The sequence below is a fragment of the Thermodesulfobacteriota bacterium genome, assembly GCA_025062045.1.
Classification (GTDB): Bacteria; Desulfobacterota; Syntrophorhabdia; order Syntrophorhabdales; family JANXAF01; genus JANXAF01.
In genome coordinates, this window is the sequence record JANXAF010000001.1 from 31,610 (window position 1) to 48,769 (window position 17,160).

At 42.3% G+C, this 17,160-nt stretch carries 22 protein-coding genes; 14 read left to right on the forward strand and 8 right to left on the reverse strand.

The genetic code is table 11. The annotated features are described in order from the left end of the window. Position 1 precedes the first annotated feature (1 nt). Complete coding sequence (recO, locus tag NZ583_00175; protein MCS7280033.1) at positions 2–745, forward strand: DNA repair protein RecO; 744 nt, start codon at positions 2–4, stop codon at positions 743–745. On the opposite strand, the gene NZ583_00180 is transcribed toward recO, so the two are convergent. Beyond that, the gene (locus NZ583_00180) at positions 725–1,408 is read right to left on the reverse strand and encodes a DUF1847 domain-containing protein (GenBank protein ID MCS7280034.1); all 684 of its coding nucleotides are present in this window, start codon (positions 1,406–1,408) and stop codon (positions 725–727) included. The genes recO and NZ583_00180 overlap by 21 nt on opposite strands. Before the next feature lie 135 nt (positions 1,409–1,543). Between NZ583_00180 and NZ583_00185 the strand changes: the two genes are divergently transcribed. Beyond that, on the forward strand, positions 1,544–2,296 hold the full coding sequence (locus NZ583_00185) for a histone deacetylase family protein (protein ID MCS7280035.1): 753 nt from the start codon (positions 1,544–1,546) through the stop codon (positions 2,294–2,296). On the opposite strand, the gene NZ583_00190 is transcribed toward NZ583_00185, so the two are convergent. Continuing rightward, positions 2,289–3,149 (reverse strand): radical SAM protein, encoded by an 861-nt coding sequence (locus tag NZ583_00190; GenBank protein MCS7280036.1) that lies wholly within the window; start codon positions 3,147–3,149, stop codon positions 2,289–2,291. The genes NZ583_00185 and NZ583_00190 overlap by 8 nt on opposite strands. A gap of 89 nt (positions 3,150–3,238) precedes the next feature. Between NZ583_00190 and NZ583_00195 the strand changes: the two genes are divergently transcribed. The 4 genes from NZ583_00195 to NZ583_00210 all read left to right on the forward strand — a co-directional run bounded on the left by NZ583_00195 (position 3,239) and on the right by NZ583_00210 (position 6,490). Further along, positions 3,239–4,393: an MFS transporter gene (locus NZ583_00195; GenBank protein ID MCS7280037.1), complete on the forward strand. Its 1,155-nt coding sequence runs from the start codon at positions 3,239–3,241 to the stop codon at positions 4,391–4,393. 81 nt (positions 4,394–4,474) lie between these two features. Then, on the forward strand, positions 4,475–4,768 hold the full coding sequence (locus NZ583_00200; protein MCS7280038.1) for a hypothetical protein: 294 nt from the start codon (positions 4,475–4,477) through the stop codon (positions 4,766–4,768). A gap of 14 nt (positions 4,769–4,782) precedes the next feature. Next, positions 4,783–5,292, forward strand: a complete 510-nt coding sequence (gene nifU / locus NZ583_00205) for a Fe-S cluster assembly scaffold protein NifU (protein MCS7280039.1) — start codon at positions 4,783–4,785, stop codon at positions 5,290–5,292. A 31-nt stretch (positions 5,293–5,323) separates the two neighbouring features. Next, entirely contained in the window at positions 5,324–6,490 is a 1,167-nt protein-coding gene (locus tag NZ583_00210; GenBank protein ID MCS7280040.1) for a cysteine desulfurase, read from the forward strand. 4 nt (positions 6,491–6,494) lie between these two features. On the opposite strand, the gene greA is transcribed toward NZ583_00210, so the two are convergent. After that, positions 6,495–6,956, reverse strand: a complete 462-nt coding sequence (gene greA / locus NZ583_00215) for a transcription elongation factor GreA (GenBank protein MCS7280041.1) — start codon at positions 6,954–6,956, stop codon at positions 6,495–6,497. An 89-nt stretch (positions 6,957–7,045) separates the two neighbouring features. Here greA and xseB point away from each other — a divergent pair, with 89 nt between their 5' ends. From xseB to rpoZ, 8 genes are read left to right on the forward strand one after another with little or no spacing between them, the layout of a single operon-like run. Then, on the forward strand, positions 7,046–7,264 hold the full coding sequence (gene xseB, locus NZ583_00220) for an exodeoxyribonuclease VII small subunit (protein ID MCS7280042.1): 219 nt from the start codon (positions 7,046–7,048) through the stop codon (positions 7,262–7,264). Continuing rightward, on the forward strand, positions 7,264–8,148 hold the full coding sequence (locus NZ583_00225; protein ID MCS7280043.1) for a polyprenyl synthetase family protein: 885 nt from the start codon (positions 7,264–7,266) through the stop codon (positions 8,146–8,148). Before xseB ends, NZ583_00225 begins: the two co-directional genes overlap by 1 nt. Continuing rightward, the gene (gene dxs, locus NZ583_00230; GenBank protein ID MCS7280044.1) at positions 8,148–10,013 is read left to right on the forward strand and encodes a 1-deoxy-D-xylulose-5-phosphate synthase; all 1,866 of its coding nucleotides are present in this window, start codon (positions 8,148–8,150) and stop codon (positions 10,011–10,013) included. Before NZ583_00225 ends, dxs begins: the two co-directional genes overlap by 1 nt. Continuing rightward, entirely contained in the window at positions 9,995–10,726 is a 732-nt protein-coding gene (locus NZ583_00235; GenBank protein MCS7280045.1) for a TlyA family RNA methyltransferase, read from the forward strand. Before dxs ends, NZ583_00235 begins: the two co-directional genes overlap by 19 nt. Further along, a complete protein-coding gene (locus NZ583_00240) occupies positions 10,714–11,250 on the forward strand; it encodes a DUF4416 family protein (GenBank protein ID MCS7280046.1) in 537 nt (178 codons plus the stop codon). Before NZ583_00235 ends, NZ583_00240 begins: the two co-directional genes overlap by 13 nt. Beyond that, a complete protein-coding gene (locus NZ583_00245; GenBank protein MCS7280047.1) occupies positions 11,244–12,107 on the forward strand; it encodes a YicC family protein in 864 nt (287 codons plus the stop codon). The genes NZ583_00240 and NZ583_00245 overlap by 7 nt, the downstream gene beginning before the upstream one ends. After that, positions 12,097–12,672 carry a guanylate kinase gene (gene gmk, locus NZ583_00250; GenBank protein ID MCS7280048.1) on the forward strand — a complete coding sequence of 192 codons (576 nt, stop codon included), beginning with the start codon at positions 12,097–12,099 and terminating at the stop codon, positions 12,670–12,672. The genes NZ583_00245 and gmk overlap by 11 nt, the downstream gene beginning before the upstream one ends. Then, the gene (gene rpoZ / locus NZ583_00255; protein MCS7280049.1) at positions 12,653–12,892 is read left to right on the forward strand and encodes a DNA-directed RNA polymerase subunit omega; all 240 of its coding nucleotides are present in this window, start codon (positions 12,653–12,655) and stop codon (positions 12,890–12,892) included. The genes gmk and rpoZ overlap by 20 nt, the downstream gene beginning before the upstream one ends. Positions 12,893–12,901: 9 nt before the next feature. Here rpoZ and NZ583_00260 read toward each other — a convergent pair whose 3' ends face one another. From NZ583_00260 to NZ583_00280, 5 genes are read right to left on the reverse strand one after another with little or no spacing between them, the layout of a single operon-like run. Further along, positions 12,902–13,213, reverse strand: coding sequence for a hypothetical protein (locus tag NZ583_00260; protein MCS7280050.1), 312 nt, complete (start codon positions 13,211–13,213; stop codon positions 12,902–12,904). Between the two features lie 16 nt (positions 13,214–13,229). Then, positions 13,230–13,727 (reverse strand): adenylyltransferase/cytidyltransferase family protein, encoded by a 498-nt coding sequence (locus tag NZ583_00265; protein ID MCS7280051.1) that lies wholly within the window; start codon positions 13,725–13,727, stop codon positions 13,230–13,232. Continuing rightward, positions 13,708–14,700 carry a bifunctional ADP-heptose synthase gene (locus NZ583_00270; GenBank protein ID MCS7280052.1) on the reverse strand — a complete coding sequence of 331 codons (993 nt, stop codon included), beginning with the start codon at positions 14,698–14,700 and terminating at the stop codon, positions 13,708–13,710. The genes NZ583_00265 and NZ583_00270 overlap by 20 nt, the downstream gene beginning before the upstream one ends. Further along, positions 14,684–15,685 carry a lipopolysaccharide heptosyltransferase II gene (gene waaF, locus NZ583_00275; protein MCS7280053.1) on the reverse strand — a complete coding sequence of 334 codons (1,002 nt, stop codon included), beginning with the start codon at positions 15,683–15,685 and terminating at the stop codon, positions 14,684–14,686. The genes NZ583_00270 and waaF overlap by 17 nt, the downstream gene beginning before the upstream one ends. Continuing rightward, positions 15,654–17,159: a B12-binding domain-containing radical SAM protein gene (locus tag NZ583_00280; GenBank protein MCS7280054.1), complete on the reverse strand. Its 1,506-nt coding sequence runs from the start codon at positions 17,157–17,159 to the stop codon at positions 15,654–15,656. Before NZ583_00280 ends, waaF begins: the two co-directional genes overlap by 32 nt. Position 17,160: the final 1 nt, after the last annotated feature.

The window sequence follows — 17,160 nt, forward strand, 5'->3', positions numbered from 1 at the left end:
TATGGGTCTTGTAAAGGATGAAGCTATAGTTACTAGGAAACTCTCATACGGCGAGTCCGACAGAATCGTACACCTCTTTACCCTAAACTCTGGAAAGATTTCGGCGATCGCAAAGGGTGGAGCTAAAAGTGTAAAAAGGTTTATGAACACTTTGGAACCCATGCAGATCATAAATGTCGAATATTTTGACAAGTCATTTAAGGGTCATCTATCTAGGATTGAGAGTGCCCACATAGTTGAGGATATGTCTGGCATTGAGAGGGATTTTCAGAGATTCTCTCTGGCAAGCTTCTTTATCGAAGTGGCAGATAGGCTTACAAAGGAAAGGCAACCTTTCCCCACATTATTTCACCTTCTTTCAGGAATCTTACGGAGATTAAAGACGTCTTCTGTTCCATTACCCGAGGTATTAATGCTCCTTCTCAAAATTTTAGAAACCATCGGGTTTCTTCCCAACTTCAAAAGCTGCGTTCACTGTGGAAAAACGGTCGAGCAAAAGATTTATTTTTCCAGCGAGAAAGGTGGCATCCTATGTGAGAGGTGTACTCAATTTTGTCCGTCGGAGGTTTATCCGGATCAGCTTTTAAATTTTTTGGCCACAGGCAAAAAAGAGCTAAGTGACCAGCTTATCAGTTTTGCTTTCGATTTACTCGAAAGTTTTATAAAATTCCATCTAGATGTGGAACTTAGGACCTTTAAATTCATAAAACCCAAAGACGGTTCATTAGGAATCGGTCTTAAGTAACCTTGCATAGTAAGTCTCACACGTATAAAGCGCAGCAAGGGGATTGTGTCCAGTGACCCTATCCTTGACAGCTAAAACAGTAGTCGGTGCCTCTGCGTATTTAAAAAAGAGTGAATCGTGCCCGACGCAAAGTCCGAGTAGAACATTAAAATCAGTCTTTTCGCGGTTTACGATGAAAGCCTGAAGTATGGGGTTACAGGCGGACTCAAATTCACCTATAAAGATCTTCTCCTCATCTTTGAGACCGAGTTCCTCTTTGGCGATTCTACCAGCCTTACAGATAACGGAGATGACATCGAAGCCTTGAGTTTTAAATACCATATTTGCAATCTCGGCTTCTCTTTTAAGCCCAATACAGAAAACGAGCCCAAGCTTCCTATACCCCATCTTTTTCGCAAATTCGTATATCTCCTCGATCCTAGTCTTATAAGGATGCATTACGTATGGTCTTCTCTCCCTATTGGCGTAGCATTCTGCCTCTTGGATGGAAGCTTTCTGTGCGAATTTCAGTATGTCTGGTTTTTCGTATTCTTTTTTAGAGTCTTCAACTATCTCTTTCTTCAATGTCGGACATCCAGGAAAACTCTTTCCATTTGGGCTTAGGCATATCTTTTCTTCTTTTTTTAAGTCACATTCCGCACAGTGTGGACTTGCTTTACCCATGGCATCCTCCAGATTCTTTTTTTGTATTATGCCGCTAATTAGTAGCTTTGTCGAGAAAAAGCTTGCTACAGGGGATCAAAGAAGCTAAATTAAGAACAGAAGTGTACTTCCAATATGCGAAAAGATGGGGGTGCCATGAAGATAGTCTTCCACGAGAGGTTTACGGAAGTCTACTCAACCGATCCCGCCTCCCAACCAGGAAGAATGGAAGCGATAATGAAAGAACTTACGGGTTTATTTGATGTCGTAGAACCTCAAATGGCAAGTTACAATGATTTATTGCTTGCCCACTCAAAATCGCATATAGAAAGGATAAAAAAAGACCATCACGTTTTCGAAATTGCTTCCCTTTCGGCTGGAGGCGCTATTCTCTGTGCAAAAATTGCAAAAGAAGGCGAACCCTCTTTCGGGGTCATAAGACCCCCAGGCCACCACGCAGGCTATGATTCACATTGGGGTTTCTGCTATTTCAACAACATAGCCATTGCCATAAAAAAACTCATGAGCTTAAAGGAGATAGAAAGCGCCTTGATAGTTGACTTTGACCTCCACTTTGGCGACGGCACGGCAAACATTTTTAAAAAGACAAAAGAGGTCACGTACTACCACGTTCCGGGTGGCGATAGAATAAACCAGTTAAAATCCTTAGAGCAATTTCTCGAAAAAGAAAAAACGTACAGTATTCTTGCTGTCTCTGCCGGTTTTGATAGGGCAAAAAAGGATTGGGGCGGAACTTTGGAGATCGAAGATTATAGTCTCATAGGAGAGCTGCTCAAAAATGCAAGTGAGAGGATCTGTCGGGGTCTGAGATTTGCTGTCTTAGAAGGCGGTTACAATCACTCTGTTCTTGGCAAGAACGTGCTCTCCTTTATTGAGGGTTTTAAGTAGTCAAAAGATGGCTTCCGTCACAGGACGCGGAGCTTTTTAGGTCAAAAAATCCCTCCCTGCATGTTGAAAAACTAATACCGTATGTGTCACATGCAATCTTCACCCTCTCCATTATGCTTCGCCTTCTTTTCTCGTCAAGGTATAAGCTGTTTCTCATTCTTTTTCCATTCTCCAAATAATCTCTAACAAACCTATCTCTCAGCTTAGGAAAAGCTTCTGTGAGTTTTGCGAAACTTCTTTTTCGTGCCTTGTAAGTACTACTCGTTATATGGGATGCACCCCTTCTTTTTACCTCTTTGACAATAGTTTCTATTTCGTTTTCGTTGAGGTACGGGATAATAGGATCGATTCTTACTCCACAGCGGATTCCATTTTTAGTCAACGTCTCAAGAGCATCCAGTCTGGAGGATGGATCTGGAGCGGATGGTTCGAGTTTTTTCCCGAGTTTTTCATCGAGTGTGGTTATTGTTATCATCACAGCGCAACCTATCCTTTTTAGGATGTCCAAGTCCCTCAAGACCAAGTCACTTTTTGTTGTGATTAATATTTTTACGGGAAAATGTGCCGCAAACTCTAGGAAATTTCTGAAATCACGGAACTTTTCCTCCATAGGTTGGTAAGGATCTGACGAGTTTGAGACAGAGATGATACTAAAAGGGTTTATGGATTTCATGTCAATTTCCACCATTCTCATCAGATCTTTTTTTCTCCTCGGTTCTTCGAATCTTGGAACGTAGTCCACATAGCAGTAAATACACCCATGCCCGCAGCCAGTATAAGGGCAAAAAGAGTATTTATCTGGACATGTACACAAAGGCGACATCCAGGGATCGAATTTTCTTATCACTTTCATCTTTTTTTAGCCGTTTTAGCTTACAACTTGAATCTTTCTTTTTCAAAATCCTTGACACCTAAATCTTCCCTCGGATAATCTTAGTCCAGATGAAAAAGAAAGAGCTTCTGCTTCTTAGCCTTTCACATTTCGCAACGGATGTGAATCAAGGTGCCCTTCCCGCGATCCTTCCCTTTTTCAGAGATGCTCTCAACCTTTCTTATACACTTGCTGGCACTGTGGTACTTTTTTCCAACCTTTCCTCCTCTATAATTCAGCCCCTATTCGGATACATATCGGATAGAAAATCTATAAGATGGATACTGCCTTTATCCCCTTCCATTGCGGGAGCCGGTCTCGCTCTAAGTGGGTATGCTCCCAATTATTTTTTGCTTATACTTTGTGTTGTGATAAGCGGGATAGGGGTTGCCCTCTTTCACCCCGAAGGGTTTAAAGTTGCTCACTCTTTTACAGGAGAAAAAAAAGCAACAGGTGTCTCCATCTTTGCCTTCGGTGGAAGTCTTGGATTGGCACTAGGTCCCATAATCGCCATATTTTTTTGCACACATTTTGGACTTAAGGGGACCCCTTTTATCATGTTTCCTGCTGTACTTGTCTCTTTTCTTATCTTTCTCTCTCTAGACTCTCTAAGACTGCCTGAAAGACAGATAACGAAGAGAAAAGAGGAGAAGGAAAAGGACGTGAAGGAGGACAAATTCTCCTTCTCAATTCTTGCTTTTGTTTCAACGATTAGAGCTTGTACGCAATTCGGGATGGCCACCTACATCCCTTTTTACTACATAAATTACCTAAGGGGTAATCCTCTTTACGCTGGAAAACTCTCTACAACTTTTCTTTTGTCTGGTGCGATCGGAACCTTAATTGGAGGAGTACTTGCCGATAAGATAGGCCATAAGAGGTTTCTCCTTTTGACCCTTATCATATCTTCGGTACTTTTAAATCTTTTCTTTGAAACGAGCGGGTTTTCGACTTTTATCCTCCTTGCCGTATCCGGAATGGTCCTTATATCCTCATTCGGGACTACAACTGCAATGGGCCAGATTCTGCTTCCACGTCATCTTGGTATGGCATCAGGAATTATGGTGGGCCTCACGATAAGTGCCGGCGGACTCGGTCTTACCCTTCTCGGGGTACTTGCTGACAGATGGGGTGTTCCGTTTACCATTCGTGTAATAGCTCTGCTTCCACTTTTGGGCTTCCTTTTAGGTCTACTCATTAAGTACCCACCAAAGTCAAAAAATTGAGAGTAAGACTTGCGTATTAGTAGTCACCAAAAGATCCTAGGTTGAAAAGGAAAAATAAAAGATATAAAATTAGCTCGTTCTATGAAGGTCAAAGTGACATTAAGCACGAATCTCGTACCTTCCGGATCTTCTTCGATTCCAAAAGAGATCGAGCTTCCAGGTGATAAAAATACTCTCCTTTCACTTCTTAAGATTCTAAACGAAAAGTTTCCTCACCTAAAGCTTATTGAGGACGAACATATGGGAGAAGACCTAAGGTACGTGTACCTAAACGGTGTTAGCCATTTTGAGCTTCCTTTGGGCTTGAAGACGCCTATCAGTGACTCAGACAAAGTACATGTGGAGATCTTCATGGAGCCACTTGCAGGAGGTTAAAAAAGGAGGAAAAGATGGAGTACACTGAAAAAGTCCTCGACCATTTCAAAAATCCCAGAAATGTAGGTGTCATTGAAGATGCTGATGGAGTGGGTGAGGTTGGAAACCCTATCTGCGGGGATATGATGAAGATTACGATAAAAGTTGAGGAAGAAAGGATAAAGGACATAAAATTCGTTACCTTTGGATGTGGTGCGGCAATTGCGGTATCCAGTATGGTTACGGAGATGGCAAAGGGTAAAACTCTGGAAGAGGCTTTAAAAATCACAAATACAGAGGTAGCAGAAGCTTTAGGAGGACTTCCCAAGAATAAGCTTCACTGCTCAAATCTGGGAGCCGATGCGCTAAAAAAAGCGATAATGGACTACTACGAGAGAAAAACTGGGAAAAAGAAACAAAAGACCGAACCTTCCCATACAGAATACATAGGGGAAAGGGAAGGAACCTGTGTCTGTCCATATTGCGAAGAAAAGTTACCGAAAGATGTGCCTTTCTGTACTAAATGTGGAAGATTAATTAGTTAACTTCCTATAGAATCCAAAAAAAGGAGAGACGATGAACGTAATTTACCTCGACCACATATCTGCAAACCCGCTTCATCCAGAAGTAAAAAAAGCCATGATCGAATACATCGAAACCGATGGGTTCGGCAACCCCCAAGGTCAACATAAAATAGGAGATAGGGCAAATGAGATTTTGGAGGCTCAAAGAGAAAAAGTTGCGGCTCTTATAGGAGCAAAACCAGAAGAGATAGTCTTCACTTCAGGCGGGACAGAGTCCACGAATCACGCGATAAAAGGTGTTGCCTTTGCTCTCCAGAAAAAAGGTAAACACATAATAACTTCCAATATTGAACACCAAGCCGTTTCTAGGCCATTGAGAGTTCTCATGAAGATGGGCTTCCACGTAACATCCGTAAGTGTTGATAGATATGGACTTGTAGATCCTGAAGATGTTAAAAAGGCCATAAGAAGCGACACGATTCTTATAACGATCATGCACGCCAATAACGAAATAGGAACCATAGAACCTATAGCAGAGATAGGAAAAATAGCGAAAGAGCGGGGAATAGTTTTCCACACTGATGCCGTAGCCTCCTGCGGGAATATTCCAGTTAACGTGGACGAACTGAACGTGGACCTTCTGAGTCTCTCTGCTAACCAGTTCTATGGGCCATCAGGAGTAGGTGCCCTCTACATAAGGCAAAAGACTCCGATCGTTCCAATTCTAGATGGGGGTATACAGGAAGGTGGAAGAAGGGCCGGAACGCACAACATGATTGGGATAGTTGGACTAGGGAAAGCTGCAGAACTAGCAATGATTGAGATGCCCCAAAGGATGGAAAAGTTGAAGTTTCTAAAGAAAGAGATGATAAAGAGGGTACTGGAGATAGAAGATGTGACAATAAACGGTCATCCAGAACAGAGTCTTCCAGGGCTTCTTTCCTGTTCGTTCGATTATATAGAAGGAGAGTCCCTGATGCTTTTACTCGATGAGGCGGGAATATGTGTCTCAACGAGATCAGCCTGTGCCTCAGGTTCGCTTAGAGCATCCCATGTTTTAACAGCGATAGGACTCGACTATGTAAGGGCGCAGGGGACAATCATATTTTCCTTCGGGAGAGATAATACGATTGAGGATATAGAACGGACATTCGAGGCCTTGAAGAAGTCGGTTAACTTTTTAAGAGAGATGTCACCCCTTTATAAACGTAAGAAGTAGTACCTTACTCGATCTCCAAAACCTCGTAAATCTTTTCTCCCCCTGGCGCAGAGAATCGTACTTCTTCTCCTACTCGCCTTCCAAGTAGTGCTTTACCCAAAGGAGACGTGACAGATATTCTTCCCGATTTAACGTCCGATTCAAAGGGACCTACTAGCTGATAGATAACTATGTCCCCTGTATCAACGTTCTTCAATTTCACCTTCGATCCGAAAGCACATTCCGAGCTATTCGAGTTGGGCTCCATTACGGTCGATTTTTCTAGCATCTCCTCTATTTCCGCTATCTTTTTCTGGAGTAACTGATACTCTTCCTTTGCCGCATCGTACTCCGCATTCTCAGAAAGATCGCCATGGGCCCTTGCCTCTTCTATTGCTTTTAGAATTTCTGGCCTTTTTTTCGAGATGAGATAGTCCCTTTCTCTTTTTAACTTTTCGTAACCTTCTTTTGTTATAGGAATCTTCATATCAGCCCCCTCTTGGAAAAAACAGGTATTGTGGTTTATTATATTGAAAACTGCTTCTTTCCGCAAATGATAGTCAAAAATATGAGGACATGAAGTTCGAAGAGGGTATTAAAAGACTCGAAGAAATTGTTCGGTCATTGGAAGAGGGAAATCTAGGTTTAGATGAGGCATTAGAGCTCTTCAAGGAAGGGATTGCTCTCACAAATGAGCTTTCAAGACGCTTGGATGAGGCCGAAAAGAAAGTGGAGCTTATAGTCAAGAAGGAAAACGGAACAGTAGAAAAGGTCCCTTTTTTGGTAGAGGAATGATGAATCTCCAATCCTACCTCAACGAGAAAAGGCTTCTTGTGGAGAATTGTCTGCGAGAAATATTCGTATCGTTAAAGGATGTTCCTGCTATATTAAAAGAGTCCATGGAGTATATGCTCTTTTCAGAAGGGAAGAAGATAAGGCCGATTCTAGCGATTGCCACATGCGAGTCCCTTGGCAAACCTATAGACAAACTCCTTCCGTTTGCCTGTGCGATAGAAATGATCCACACTTATTCTCTTATCCACGACGATCTTCCAAGCATAGATAACGACGACATAAGAAGGGGTAAACCTACTTGCCATAAGGTCTTTGGGGAAGCTGTGGCCATTCTTGCCGGAGATGCCCTTTTGACTGAGGCCTTCAGAATAATGAGTGACAACCGATTCACTGAGGATGTGAACCCTAAAACGGTAAAGAGGATAATATTCGAGATAGCTCAGGCAGCGGGTGCAGAAGGAATGGTGGGAGGACAGATCCTAGATGTTATGTACGATGGCCAAGAAGGATCTAAAAGCATAGTCGACTATATCCACTGGCACAAGACTTGTGCCCTGATCAGAGCCTCTGTCAGGGTTGGGGCGATCATGGGAGGAGCAAAAAAGAAGGAACTAAAGGCCCTTACCCGCTATGGGGAGTGCGTAGGTTTAGCCTTCCAGATAGTTGATGACATTTTAGACTTTGAGGGAGACGAGGGGTTGGTTGGAAAAAGATTGAAAAAAGATACAGCAAAGCAGACCTACGTTAAACACTACGGAATAACGACATCGAAGCTTAAAGTGGAAAAACTGATAGAAGAGGCTATAGAGTCTTTAAGCTTTATGGGAGAGAGAGGAAAAATACTCCGAGAGCTTGCATTTTACATAGGAAGAAGGACCTTTTAATGTACCTCGAAAAAGTCGATTACCCGAGTGACTTAAAAAAACTGAGCCTTAACGACCTAAGTCATCTGTGCTCCGAAATTCGGGAACTTATCGTAAAAACAGTATCCCGCACAGGCGGCCACCTCTCTTCAAGCCTAGGTGTTGTTGAACTTACAGTCGCAATTCATTATGTCTTTGACGCTCCAAAGGATAAGATAATCTGGGATGTGGGACATCAGTGTTACGCACATAAGATTTTGACTGGCAGAAAGAATCTCTTTCACACACTGAGACAGGACGGCGGAATCAGCGGATTTCCATCAAGACAAGAAAGCGTTTTTGATACCTTCAACACAGGTCATGCCAGCAATTCCATATCTGTTGCAGTAGGTCTTGCGGAAGCAAAAAAAAAGCTAAACTCAGATGAAAAGATAATAGTCGTTATCGGCGACGGGGCTCTCTCCGGGGGTATGGCATTCGAAGCCCTAAACCACGCAGGACACGCAAAAAGCGACATACTAGTCATACTTAACGATAACGAGATGTCGATCTCCCGCAATATTGGTGCCCTTTCTTCTTACCTTAATCGAATAATGACGGGTGAGTTTGTATCAAAAGCGAGAGAAAGGGTAAAAACCATCCTTAAGAATATTCCCGCGTTCGGGAACAGAGTTTATAAAGTGGCACGGTATATGGAAGAGGTAGCAAAAGGCCTCGTCGTTCCTGGGATCTTTTTCGAAGAATTAGGATTCCAATATTTTGGACCGACAGATGGACATAATCTCCACGTACTCGTTGAAACCTTAAGGAATTTAAAAAGGCTTAAAGGGCCCATTCTCCTCCATGTAGTGACAAAGAAGGGTAAGGGTTACGAGCATGCCGAAAAAGACCCGGAAAAATTTCACGGTGTCACGCCGTTCGATTTGCGTACAGGGGAAATAAAGAAGGAGGCACTTCCCACATATACCGACATCTTTGGTTCAACTATTCTTAAGCTTGCGGAAATGGATGACAAAGTCATTGCCATAACTGCGGCGATGAGTCTTGGGACAGGGCTTTCCCGTTTTGCCAAGGTTTTTCCTGATAGGTTTTACGATATAGGGATAGCAGAAGAACATGCGGTAACATTCGCGGCAGGGCTTTCCCTTATGGGTTTTAAGCCGTACGTGGCAATATATTCTACTTTCCTACAGAGGGCCTACGACCAGATTCTTATGGACGTATGTTTACAGAATATCCCTCTCTGTTTCTGTATCGATAGGGGAGGTATAGTTGGGCCAGACGGGCCAACCCATAATGGAGTCTTTGATCTATCTTATCTACGCCATATGCCGAATATGGTAGTTATGGCCCCAAAGGATGAAAATGAGCTCAAAAACATGCTCTTTTCAGCTTACTATTATGGAAGGCCTGTCGCGATTAGGTATCCAAGGGGTGAAGTTCTTGGTGTTCAAGTGGACGATGATTTCAGTCTCGTTCCCTTCGCAACCTGGGAGATCCTAAAAGATGGAAAGGAAATCTTCATTTTGGCGTGTGGAAGAATGGTCTCTGAGGCTATGGGTGCGGCCGATAGACTTAAGGAATACGGGATAAGTTGTGGGGTTGTAAACGGAAGATTTGTGAAACCTATCGACTATGAGACGTTAAAAGAGGTTGCAAAAAGAGCAGAAAGACTGGTCACTCTCGAGGAAAACTCCCTAATAGGTGGTTTCGGTTCAGGAATACTTGAAGCTCTGACTGACATGGAAATTTTTATTCCGGTAAAGAGGATCGGTGTGCCAGATCAATTTTTGCCCCACGGAAGCCAAAAAACCCTAAGACAGAAGCTTGGATTAACGGAAGATAAGATAGCAGAAACCATAAGGGAGTGGCTAAGGAAAGACTAGACGTTCTCCTAACAAATAGAAGGTTAGCTCCCTCGAGGGAAAAAGCAAAAATTATGATCGTCGCAGGGGAAGTGTACGTCTCAGGGGAAAAAGTGACAAGACCGGATAGAAGATTCACTCCAGACGTCGAGATAGAAGTAAGAAAAAATCCTCTAAAGTACGTGAGCTTTGGAGGAATAAAGCTCGAAAAAGCTTTAAGACAACTGAACATAGATGTCAAAGGAAAAAAGGCTATCGACATAGGCTCATCTACGGGCGGATTTACGGATTGCCTTCTGAAGTTCGGTGCTTCCTACGTATTGGCAGTAGATGTGGGTAAAAACCAGCTTCACTACTCTTTAAGGAGCGACCCTAGAGTCGGTATTTTGGAAGGTGTCAACGCCCGGTATCTCACGTATGAAATGGTAGGTCAGCTTTTTGATCTTGCTACTATCGATGTGTCATTCATATCTCTTAAGAAGATCTTGCCCAATGCAATTGAACTCGTAAAGACAGGGGGCAGTATTTTATCACTTGTTAAGCCACAATTCGAGGTTGGAAGGTTTGAAGTGGGAAAGGGAGGAGTAGTGAGAGATGCGGATAAGATAAAAAAGGTGTTAGAAGACATAAAAGCTTTCGCCAAAGAGCTAGGATTAACATTTAAGGGGGAAGTAGAAGCTCCTAGGGAAAACGAAAAAAAGAACAGGGAATATTTCCTACTTTGGGAGAAGTAAGATACCCGAAACCCGCACTATACTTTGCAAGTGTAATTTACCGCAACTACGGTTTTTACGTTCAATCGCTCCATAAACTCACTGAGCTTTTGGGAGAGATCGAAGAAACAACTGATGAGCTCGATTTTACCCACACCCAATATTATAACGAGGAGATGGGAGAAAACCTAAAGAGGAGATTCGTACTATTTAAGCCACTTAGGGGTAGAGAGGAGCTGCCACAGGTAAAGATAAAGACGAACGCTATAGAGAGAGATCTTTCTTACGAAAATAAAAGGACGGTGAATGTCGATCCTGGATACATCACACTTGAGAACGTAATCCTCGCCACAACAAAAAACTACACACACAGGATCTATCTCAGAGATGGTATATATGCTGATCTCACCCTCATTTACAAAAAAGGGTCGTACAGACCGTTAGAATGGACATATCCGGACTACTCGGAAGAAAAAACAGTGGCTCTCTTTAACGCCTGGAGGGCCATCTTAAAAAAAAAGTTAAAATTGGAGAGCAAATGGTAAAGAGCATGACAGGCTTTTCAAAAATAGAAAAAGATTTTCCTGAGGGAAAGATCTACGGAGAAGCGAGATCACTCAACAACAGGTATTTGGAACTCAACATAAAGATTCCAAAAGCAGACTTCTCACTGGAACAGAGATTGAGAGAAATTGCGAAAAAATATTTAAGGAGAGGACGTGTGGATGTGGTCCTTAGATGGGAGAAGGCTATCCATTCTTGTCCGGTTCCAAGGGTGAACGAGGTTGCGGTTTCTCGTTATCTCGAATTAGTTCGTGAACTTAAAGAGAAGTTTGGAATCGAAGGTTCTATCGGTTTAGAAAACCTTTTTGGACTTAAAGACGTCATCTTTTACGAGGAACAACCTCCACCAAATGAAACTTATCTAGTCGAAGCTTTCGAAGAACTCCTTCGCGCTCTAGACGACGAGAGACGAAGGGAGGGAAGATCGATTCAGGAAGACTTAGAAAAAACGCTAAAAAGAATTGGCTTATTCATCGATGAGATAGAGATCCGCATCCCCCATTCCCGGGCTCAGTACGAGAAAAAACTCAAAGACAAATTAAAGGAAGCCGTTGGATTTGTAAATGAAGAAAGACTTCTCGAAGAGTTACTCCTTTACGCTGAAAGATGTGACGTAGCCGAAGAGATCTCTAGGCTTAGGGGCCACATGGAGAACTTTATAAGCTCGATGCAGCAAACCGAACCGATCGGCAGAAAACTCGACTTTATTATCCAAGAGATGTTGAGAGAGGCCAATACTATCGGGAGCAAATCTACAGACCTTTATATAAGTGAAAGGGTCGTGAGCATAAAGGTGGAACTGGAAAAATTGAGGGAGCAAGTTCAGAATGTTGAATAGGGGAAAGGTATTTGTGGTCTCGGGCCCATCTGGGGCTGGAAAGACAACTATTCTCACAAGGTTTTTAAAAGAGGACAAAAATTCAGCATTTTCAGTCTCCTATACAACCAGGCAGAAGAGAGAAGGTGAAAGGGAAGGAATCGATTATCACTTCGTAACGAGAAGTACATTTGAAGAGCTAATAAGGAAAGGATTTTTCCTCGAGTGGGAAGAGGTGCACGGTGAGATGTATGGCACGCCTAAGGAACCACTCTTAGAAATGATAGAAAAGGGAATAGATGTCTTTATGGATCTGGACGTAAACGGTGCCATGAAAATAAAACGGGTTTTTCCGCAGGCAATTCTTATTTTTATTCAACCGCCAAGCGAAGAAGAACTAATAATGAGGCTCAAAAACCGTAAAGAGAAGGCTATCATTAAACGTTTGGAGCGTCTAAGAAAGGAACTTGAAGCGAAGAGATTCTTTGATTATGTTATAATTAACGATTCTATTGAAAAAGCGTTAAGCGAATTCAAAAACATAGTAGAGGAGGTTCGAAGCTGCCATGGCAAGAATAACGGTTGAAGATTGCATGAAGCATGTGGAGAATAGATTCGAACTTGTCCACCTTGCCGTAAAAAGGGCAAAACAGCTCCTAAAAGGGGAAAAACCTCTTGTCAAAAGTGACAACAAAGAGATAGTGACAGCGCTTAGAGAAATCGCCGAGGGGCTCGTCTACTTCGAAAAGAAGGAACTACCACAGAAGCAAGAGGAGCGTTACCAGCTTTCTAGCTTTACTCCTTAACTCGAGATCCTATCTTTTCTTATCCTTTAGTTTTACGATCTCGATCCCGAAATTCGTGTATCTTACTTTTACTCTATCACCTGGCTTTATCTCTTTTATGTCTTTTACTCCATAAGTCGTGGGATTACTGATGTCTAGAGTTACTTGACCCCTCCAACTTTTCACTGTCATCAGTTTTGCTTCATGGTTTACAGAGATTACACTTCCGAAAAGGTACCGCCCGTAGGTTTTTCCTTTTTCAGCAAAGCAAGTATCAACCAAAGTCCAGATCCAAACTACAGCTAGTAGACAAGCAAAAGCGAACACTTTTGATCTTCTCATTTCACCCTCCTTACATTTATTCTAAATTCCTACACGTAGGACTGCCAGCCTTTATCCGTTCTATAATTTCCGAGGTGGAATGAGTCTTTTCATCTCCGACTATTGCTACTCTTCCTCCGTATGAGAGGACAACCTCCCTTTCAGGTACTGTTTCTTGAGTATAGTCGGTACCTTTGGCGTGAATATCGGGTTTTAGAAGCCTCAACAAGTTCTCTACAGATCGCTCTGAAAAAAGGGTTACATAGTCAACGTATTTGATGGAAGCCACAATCTCTGCCCTCTCAATTGCAGGAGTGACTATCAAATCCCTCTTCTTTAAGGCTTTCATAGATTCGTCGTCGTTTATAGCAACGATCAACACATCTCCAAGCTTTTTTGCAGCCTTTAGGTACCTTATGTGGCCTACGTGGATGATTTCAAAGCATCCGTTGCCGAAAACGACAATCCTTCCTTGACTTTTTTTCCGATCAACGATGCTTTTTAGCTTTGCATGATCAAGTACTATCCTTCCCATGGTTTTTAATCGCCTCTTTCAGCTCAAATCTCGTGGCCACTGCAGTTCCCCTTTTCATCACCACAATCCCTGCCGCAAAGTTCGCTATTTTGGCGGCTGAGTAAAAATCGGCACCAGTAGCTAAAGAGAGGGTAAGGGCGGCACAAACCGTATCGCCAGCTCCCGTTACATCCGTAACCTCGTCCTTTCCTGAGATGGGAATATGCTCTACTTTGCCATCTTCCGTGAAAAGGGCCATTCCTAGATTTCCCCTCGTGATAAGAAGGGCTCTAAGATCAAGCATTTTAAGGATCTTTTTCCCTAGAGCCTCTATACTAGGGATTTTTCTGTTTTTCAAAAGTTCTGTCGCTTCCTGTTCATTAGGTGTGATTATCGTAAAGCCACGAAATGAAGAAAGGTTATACCTTGAGTCACCAACGATGAGAATCTCCTTCCTAAAACCTCTCACAATTTCTATAACCTTTCTGTCAACAACTCCATGACCGTAATCTGAGACTATGAATGCATCAACCTTTTCTTTGATCTTAAAGATAGACTCAACTATCTTTTTTTTGGTTTTTTTTGATGGGGGCTTCTCCTCTATCCTGTCTATCCTTATCACTTGCTGCTTAGAGGTATGTTTATCTCCCGCAAGAATCCTCGTCTTCGTTGTCGTCATCCTATCATCTACAATGATGCCTTCCGGATCAACGCGGCCCAATTTCAAAAAATATTCCATGAGTCTTTGTCCCATCTCATCTTTTCCAATAGTACCGATCGGATAAACGTAGGCTCCAAGCGCAACCAGGTTATTTACGGTGTTTCCTGCGCTTCCAGGAAACACTTTTTCACCTTCGTACTTCACGACCACAACTGGTGCTTCTCTAGAAAGCCTGTAAGGACGACCGAATACGAATACGTCAGCTATTATATCCCCTATGACACAGATCTTTTTTCCCTCGAATCGTTCCACAATTTTAAGCAGATCGTTCATTGGAGAGGATCTCCTCTATCTTTTCAAACACGTCTTCAGGTTTTATCCCTCTCATACATTCATGTTCTTTGTCACAGATCCGCTTGTTGCACGGACTACACGGAACTGGAGACTTCATAACAAAAGTGTGGGGTGAAAAATAGGTGGTATAGGTTTCATCCATAGGACCGAGAAGCACAATAGTCGGTATCCCAAGGGCAGAACCGATATGTCTCGGACCGGTATCGTTCGTAAGGAGAAAGGAAGCTCCCGAGATGCACACTTTGAGATCTCGAACGTTGAAGTACTTCACTTCCACTCTCTCAGGTTTTTTAACCTTTTTGATTATCCTTGACACTTTCTCTTCCTCACCAAAGTCAGGCAATATGTATATCCACAAAGTTTTACTAATTGCCAGCATATCTATTAATGCTGCATAGTACTCTTCCGGCCAACACTTTGAAGGTCCGTATTTTGCCCCAACGGTAAATACAGCGTAAGGAATCTTTAGCTCTCCGTGTCTTTCAAAAAAACTCCTTTCTTCGTCCTGTGTTACTACGAGAATGGGGTTTTTAAGAACCTTTTCTATCTGGAGAACATCTGCAATTTTAAGATAATGCTCAATTGTTGGTTCGACGCGCTTTTTAGGCTTTATTCTCTTTGTAAGTAAAAATCCTCTTCCGTTCTTTTCGTATCCGATTCTCTCCTTTATTCTTGCTAAAAAGAAAAGAAGGGCGGACCGAAACGAATGGGGTAAAATTATACCAGTAGAGAAGCTTTTTTCTCTGAGATCCGCTGCTGCTTTCAACAGATCCGTAACACCCTTCCCGTGGAGAGCAAAAAATCTGTCGAAGAGATCAAGTCCGTTATAAAGATGCACAGCCTTTATATTTCCGCAATACCAAATTTCGTCATTTCTATGCCTACGTAGCGAATAAAGAAACGGTATGGCCATGACCATGTCCCCGAGCCAGTTAGGAAGATAAACTATCGTCCTTCCAATCACTTCTTACACCCATAAAAGGATTGTATTTGACTTTGTAAAAAATCCTTCCCTTTTTTTCCGTTTCGGAATCTATCGTCTCTAAAAGCCTCAGAAACTCTTCCTTTTTCAGTTCGAACTCCTCTTTTGAAGCTTCCATTATTTCCTCAATTACGTTCATGTATTTGCCCTCGGTATCAGCATTCGCGTGTGCGTTAACGAAAGCGCAAAAGAAGGTTTTTAATTTTTCTATTAAAAGATCAACCTCATCACCGAGTCTCATGCAGGTGCCATCCGTGAAATTATCAAGCTCAACCATTTTTTCAAAATCGATCATATTGTTCTCCTTTGCTATTTTGTAAGCCTCGGTACCTACAAAAGGAAAAAATAAAGACCATCTCATCCGACCAGGTTTTATTTTCGCAAGGAGCTTGACTGTTTCTAAAAGATCAGAAACGGTCTCGTGGGGAAGACCCAGCATCACGAATGCAGACGTGTGCAGTCCGTACTTATGGGCAAGTGAAAACGCCTTCTCTATGTCGGCATTAGACATGAAACGTTTAAGAACACCTTTTCGTATCCTTTCACTACCACTTTCCAGTCCAAATTTCACTATTCTACACCCGGCCTCCTTAAGGAGGGAAGCTATCTCTTCATCGAAGATTTTAGGATGAGCGTTACAGACAAAACCAATTTTTGTTACTTTTTTATAATTTTTGGCAAACTCGTAGAGCCATTCTTTGTCAAAGGTGAATATGTCGTCGTCAAATATGAACATTTTTATCCTTCTGTACTTGCTTAGTAGATACTCAATCTCCTCAAGAACTTCCTCTACTTTGTGTCTTCGGATGTAAAATCTCGGAAGGTGTCCGTTCTTCCTGTAAAGATCTATGATTTTGTGGTTTAAGCAGTACGTACACCTAAAAGGACAACCCCTTGAAGCCAGAAGCCCGACCCATCCATCTTTGGCATCTATCATTTTTTGAAAATCGAATATCTCGTAATCCTTGAACGGGAGCTTCGATATATCGGTAAAAGGTCGCAGAGGTTCAAGGACAAAAAAATCTCCTTTTTTGTATCCTATGTTTTTGATTCCTATTCCCTCACCTTTATTTGCGAGTTCCAAAATGGCCTCTTCCCCTTCTCCCATGCAGATGTAATCGACATGTGGATTTTTTAGAGTCTCAATAGGATCCATCGTTGGGTGAATCCCTCCGAAGATTATTGGAGTTTCGAGCTTCTTCTTCAATCTTTTCGCTATCTCTGAGGCGTATTTATACTGGTTCGTCAAAACTGAAAAACCTATAAGATCCGGATTAAAGTTCAAAACGTCTTCTACTATCCGTTCGTAGTCTAAAGGGTAACCAAGCTTCTCATTGATATTTATTAGCTTAGTTTCTATTCCTCCCATCTTGAGTACGGAAGAGATAAATGATATGCCGTAGTTAAAACCGATTTGGGTATTTACGTTGGGATAAACAAATACTATTCTTTTCACT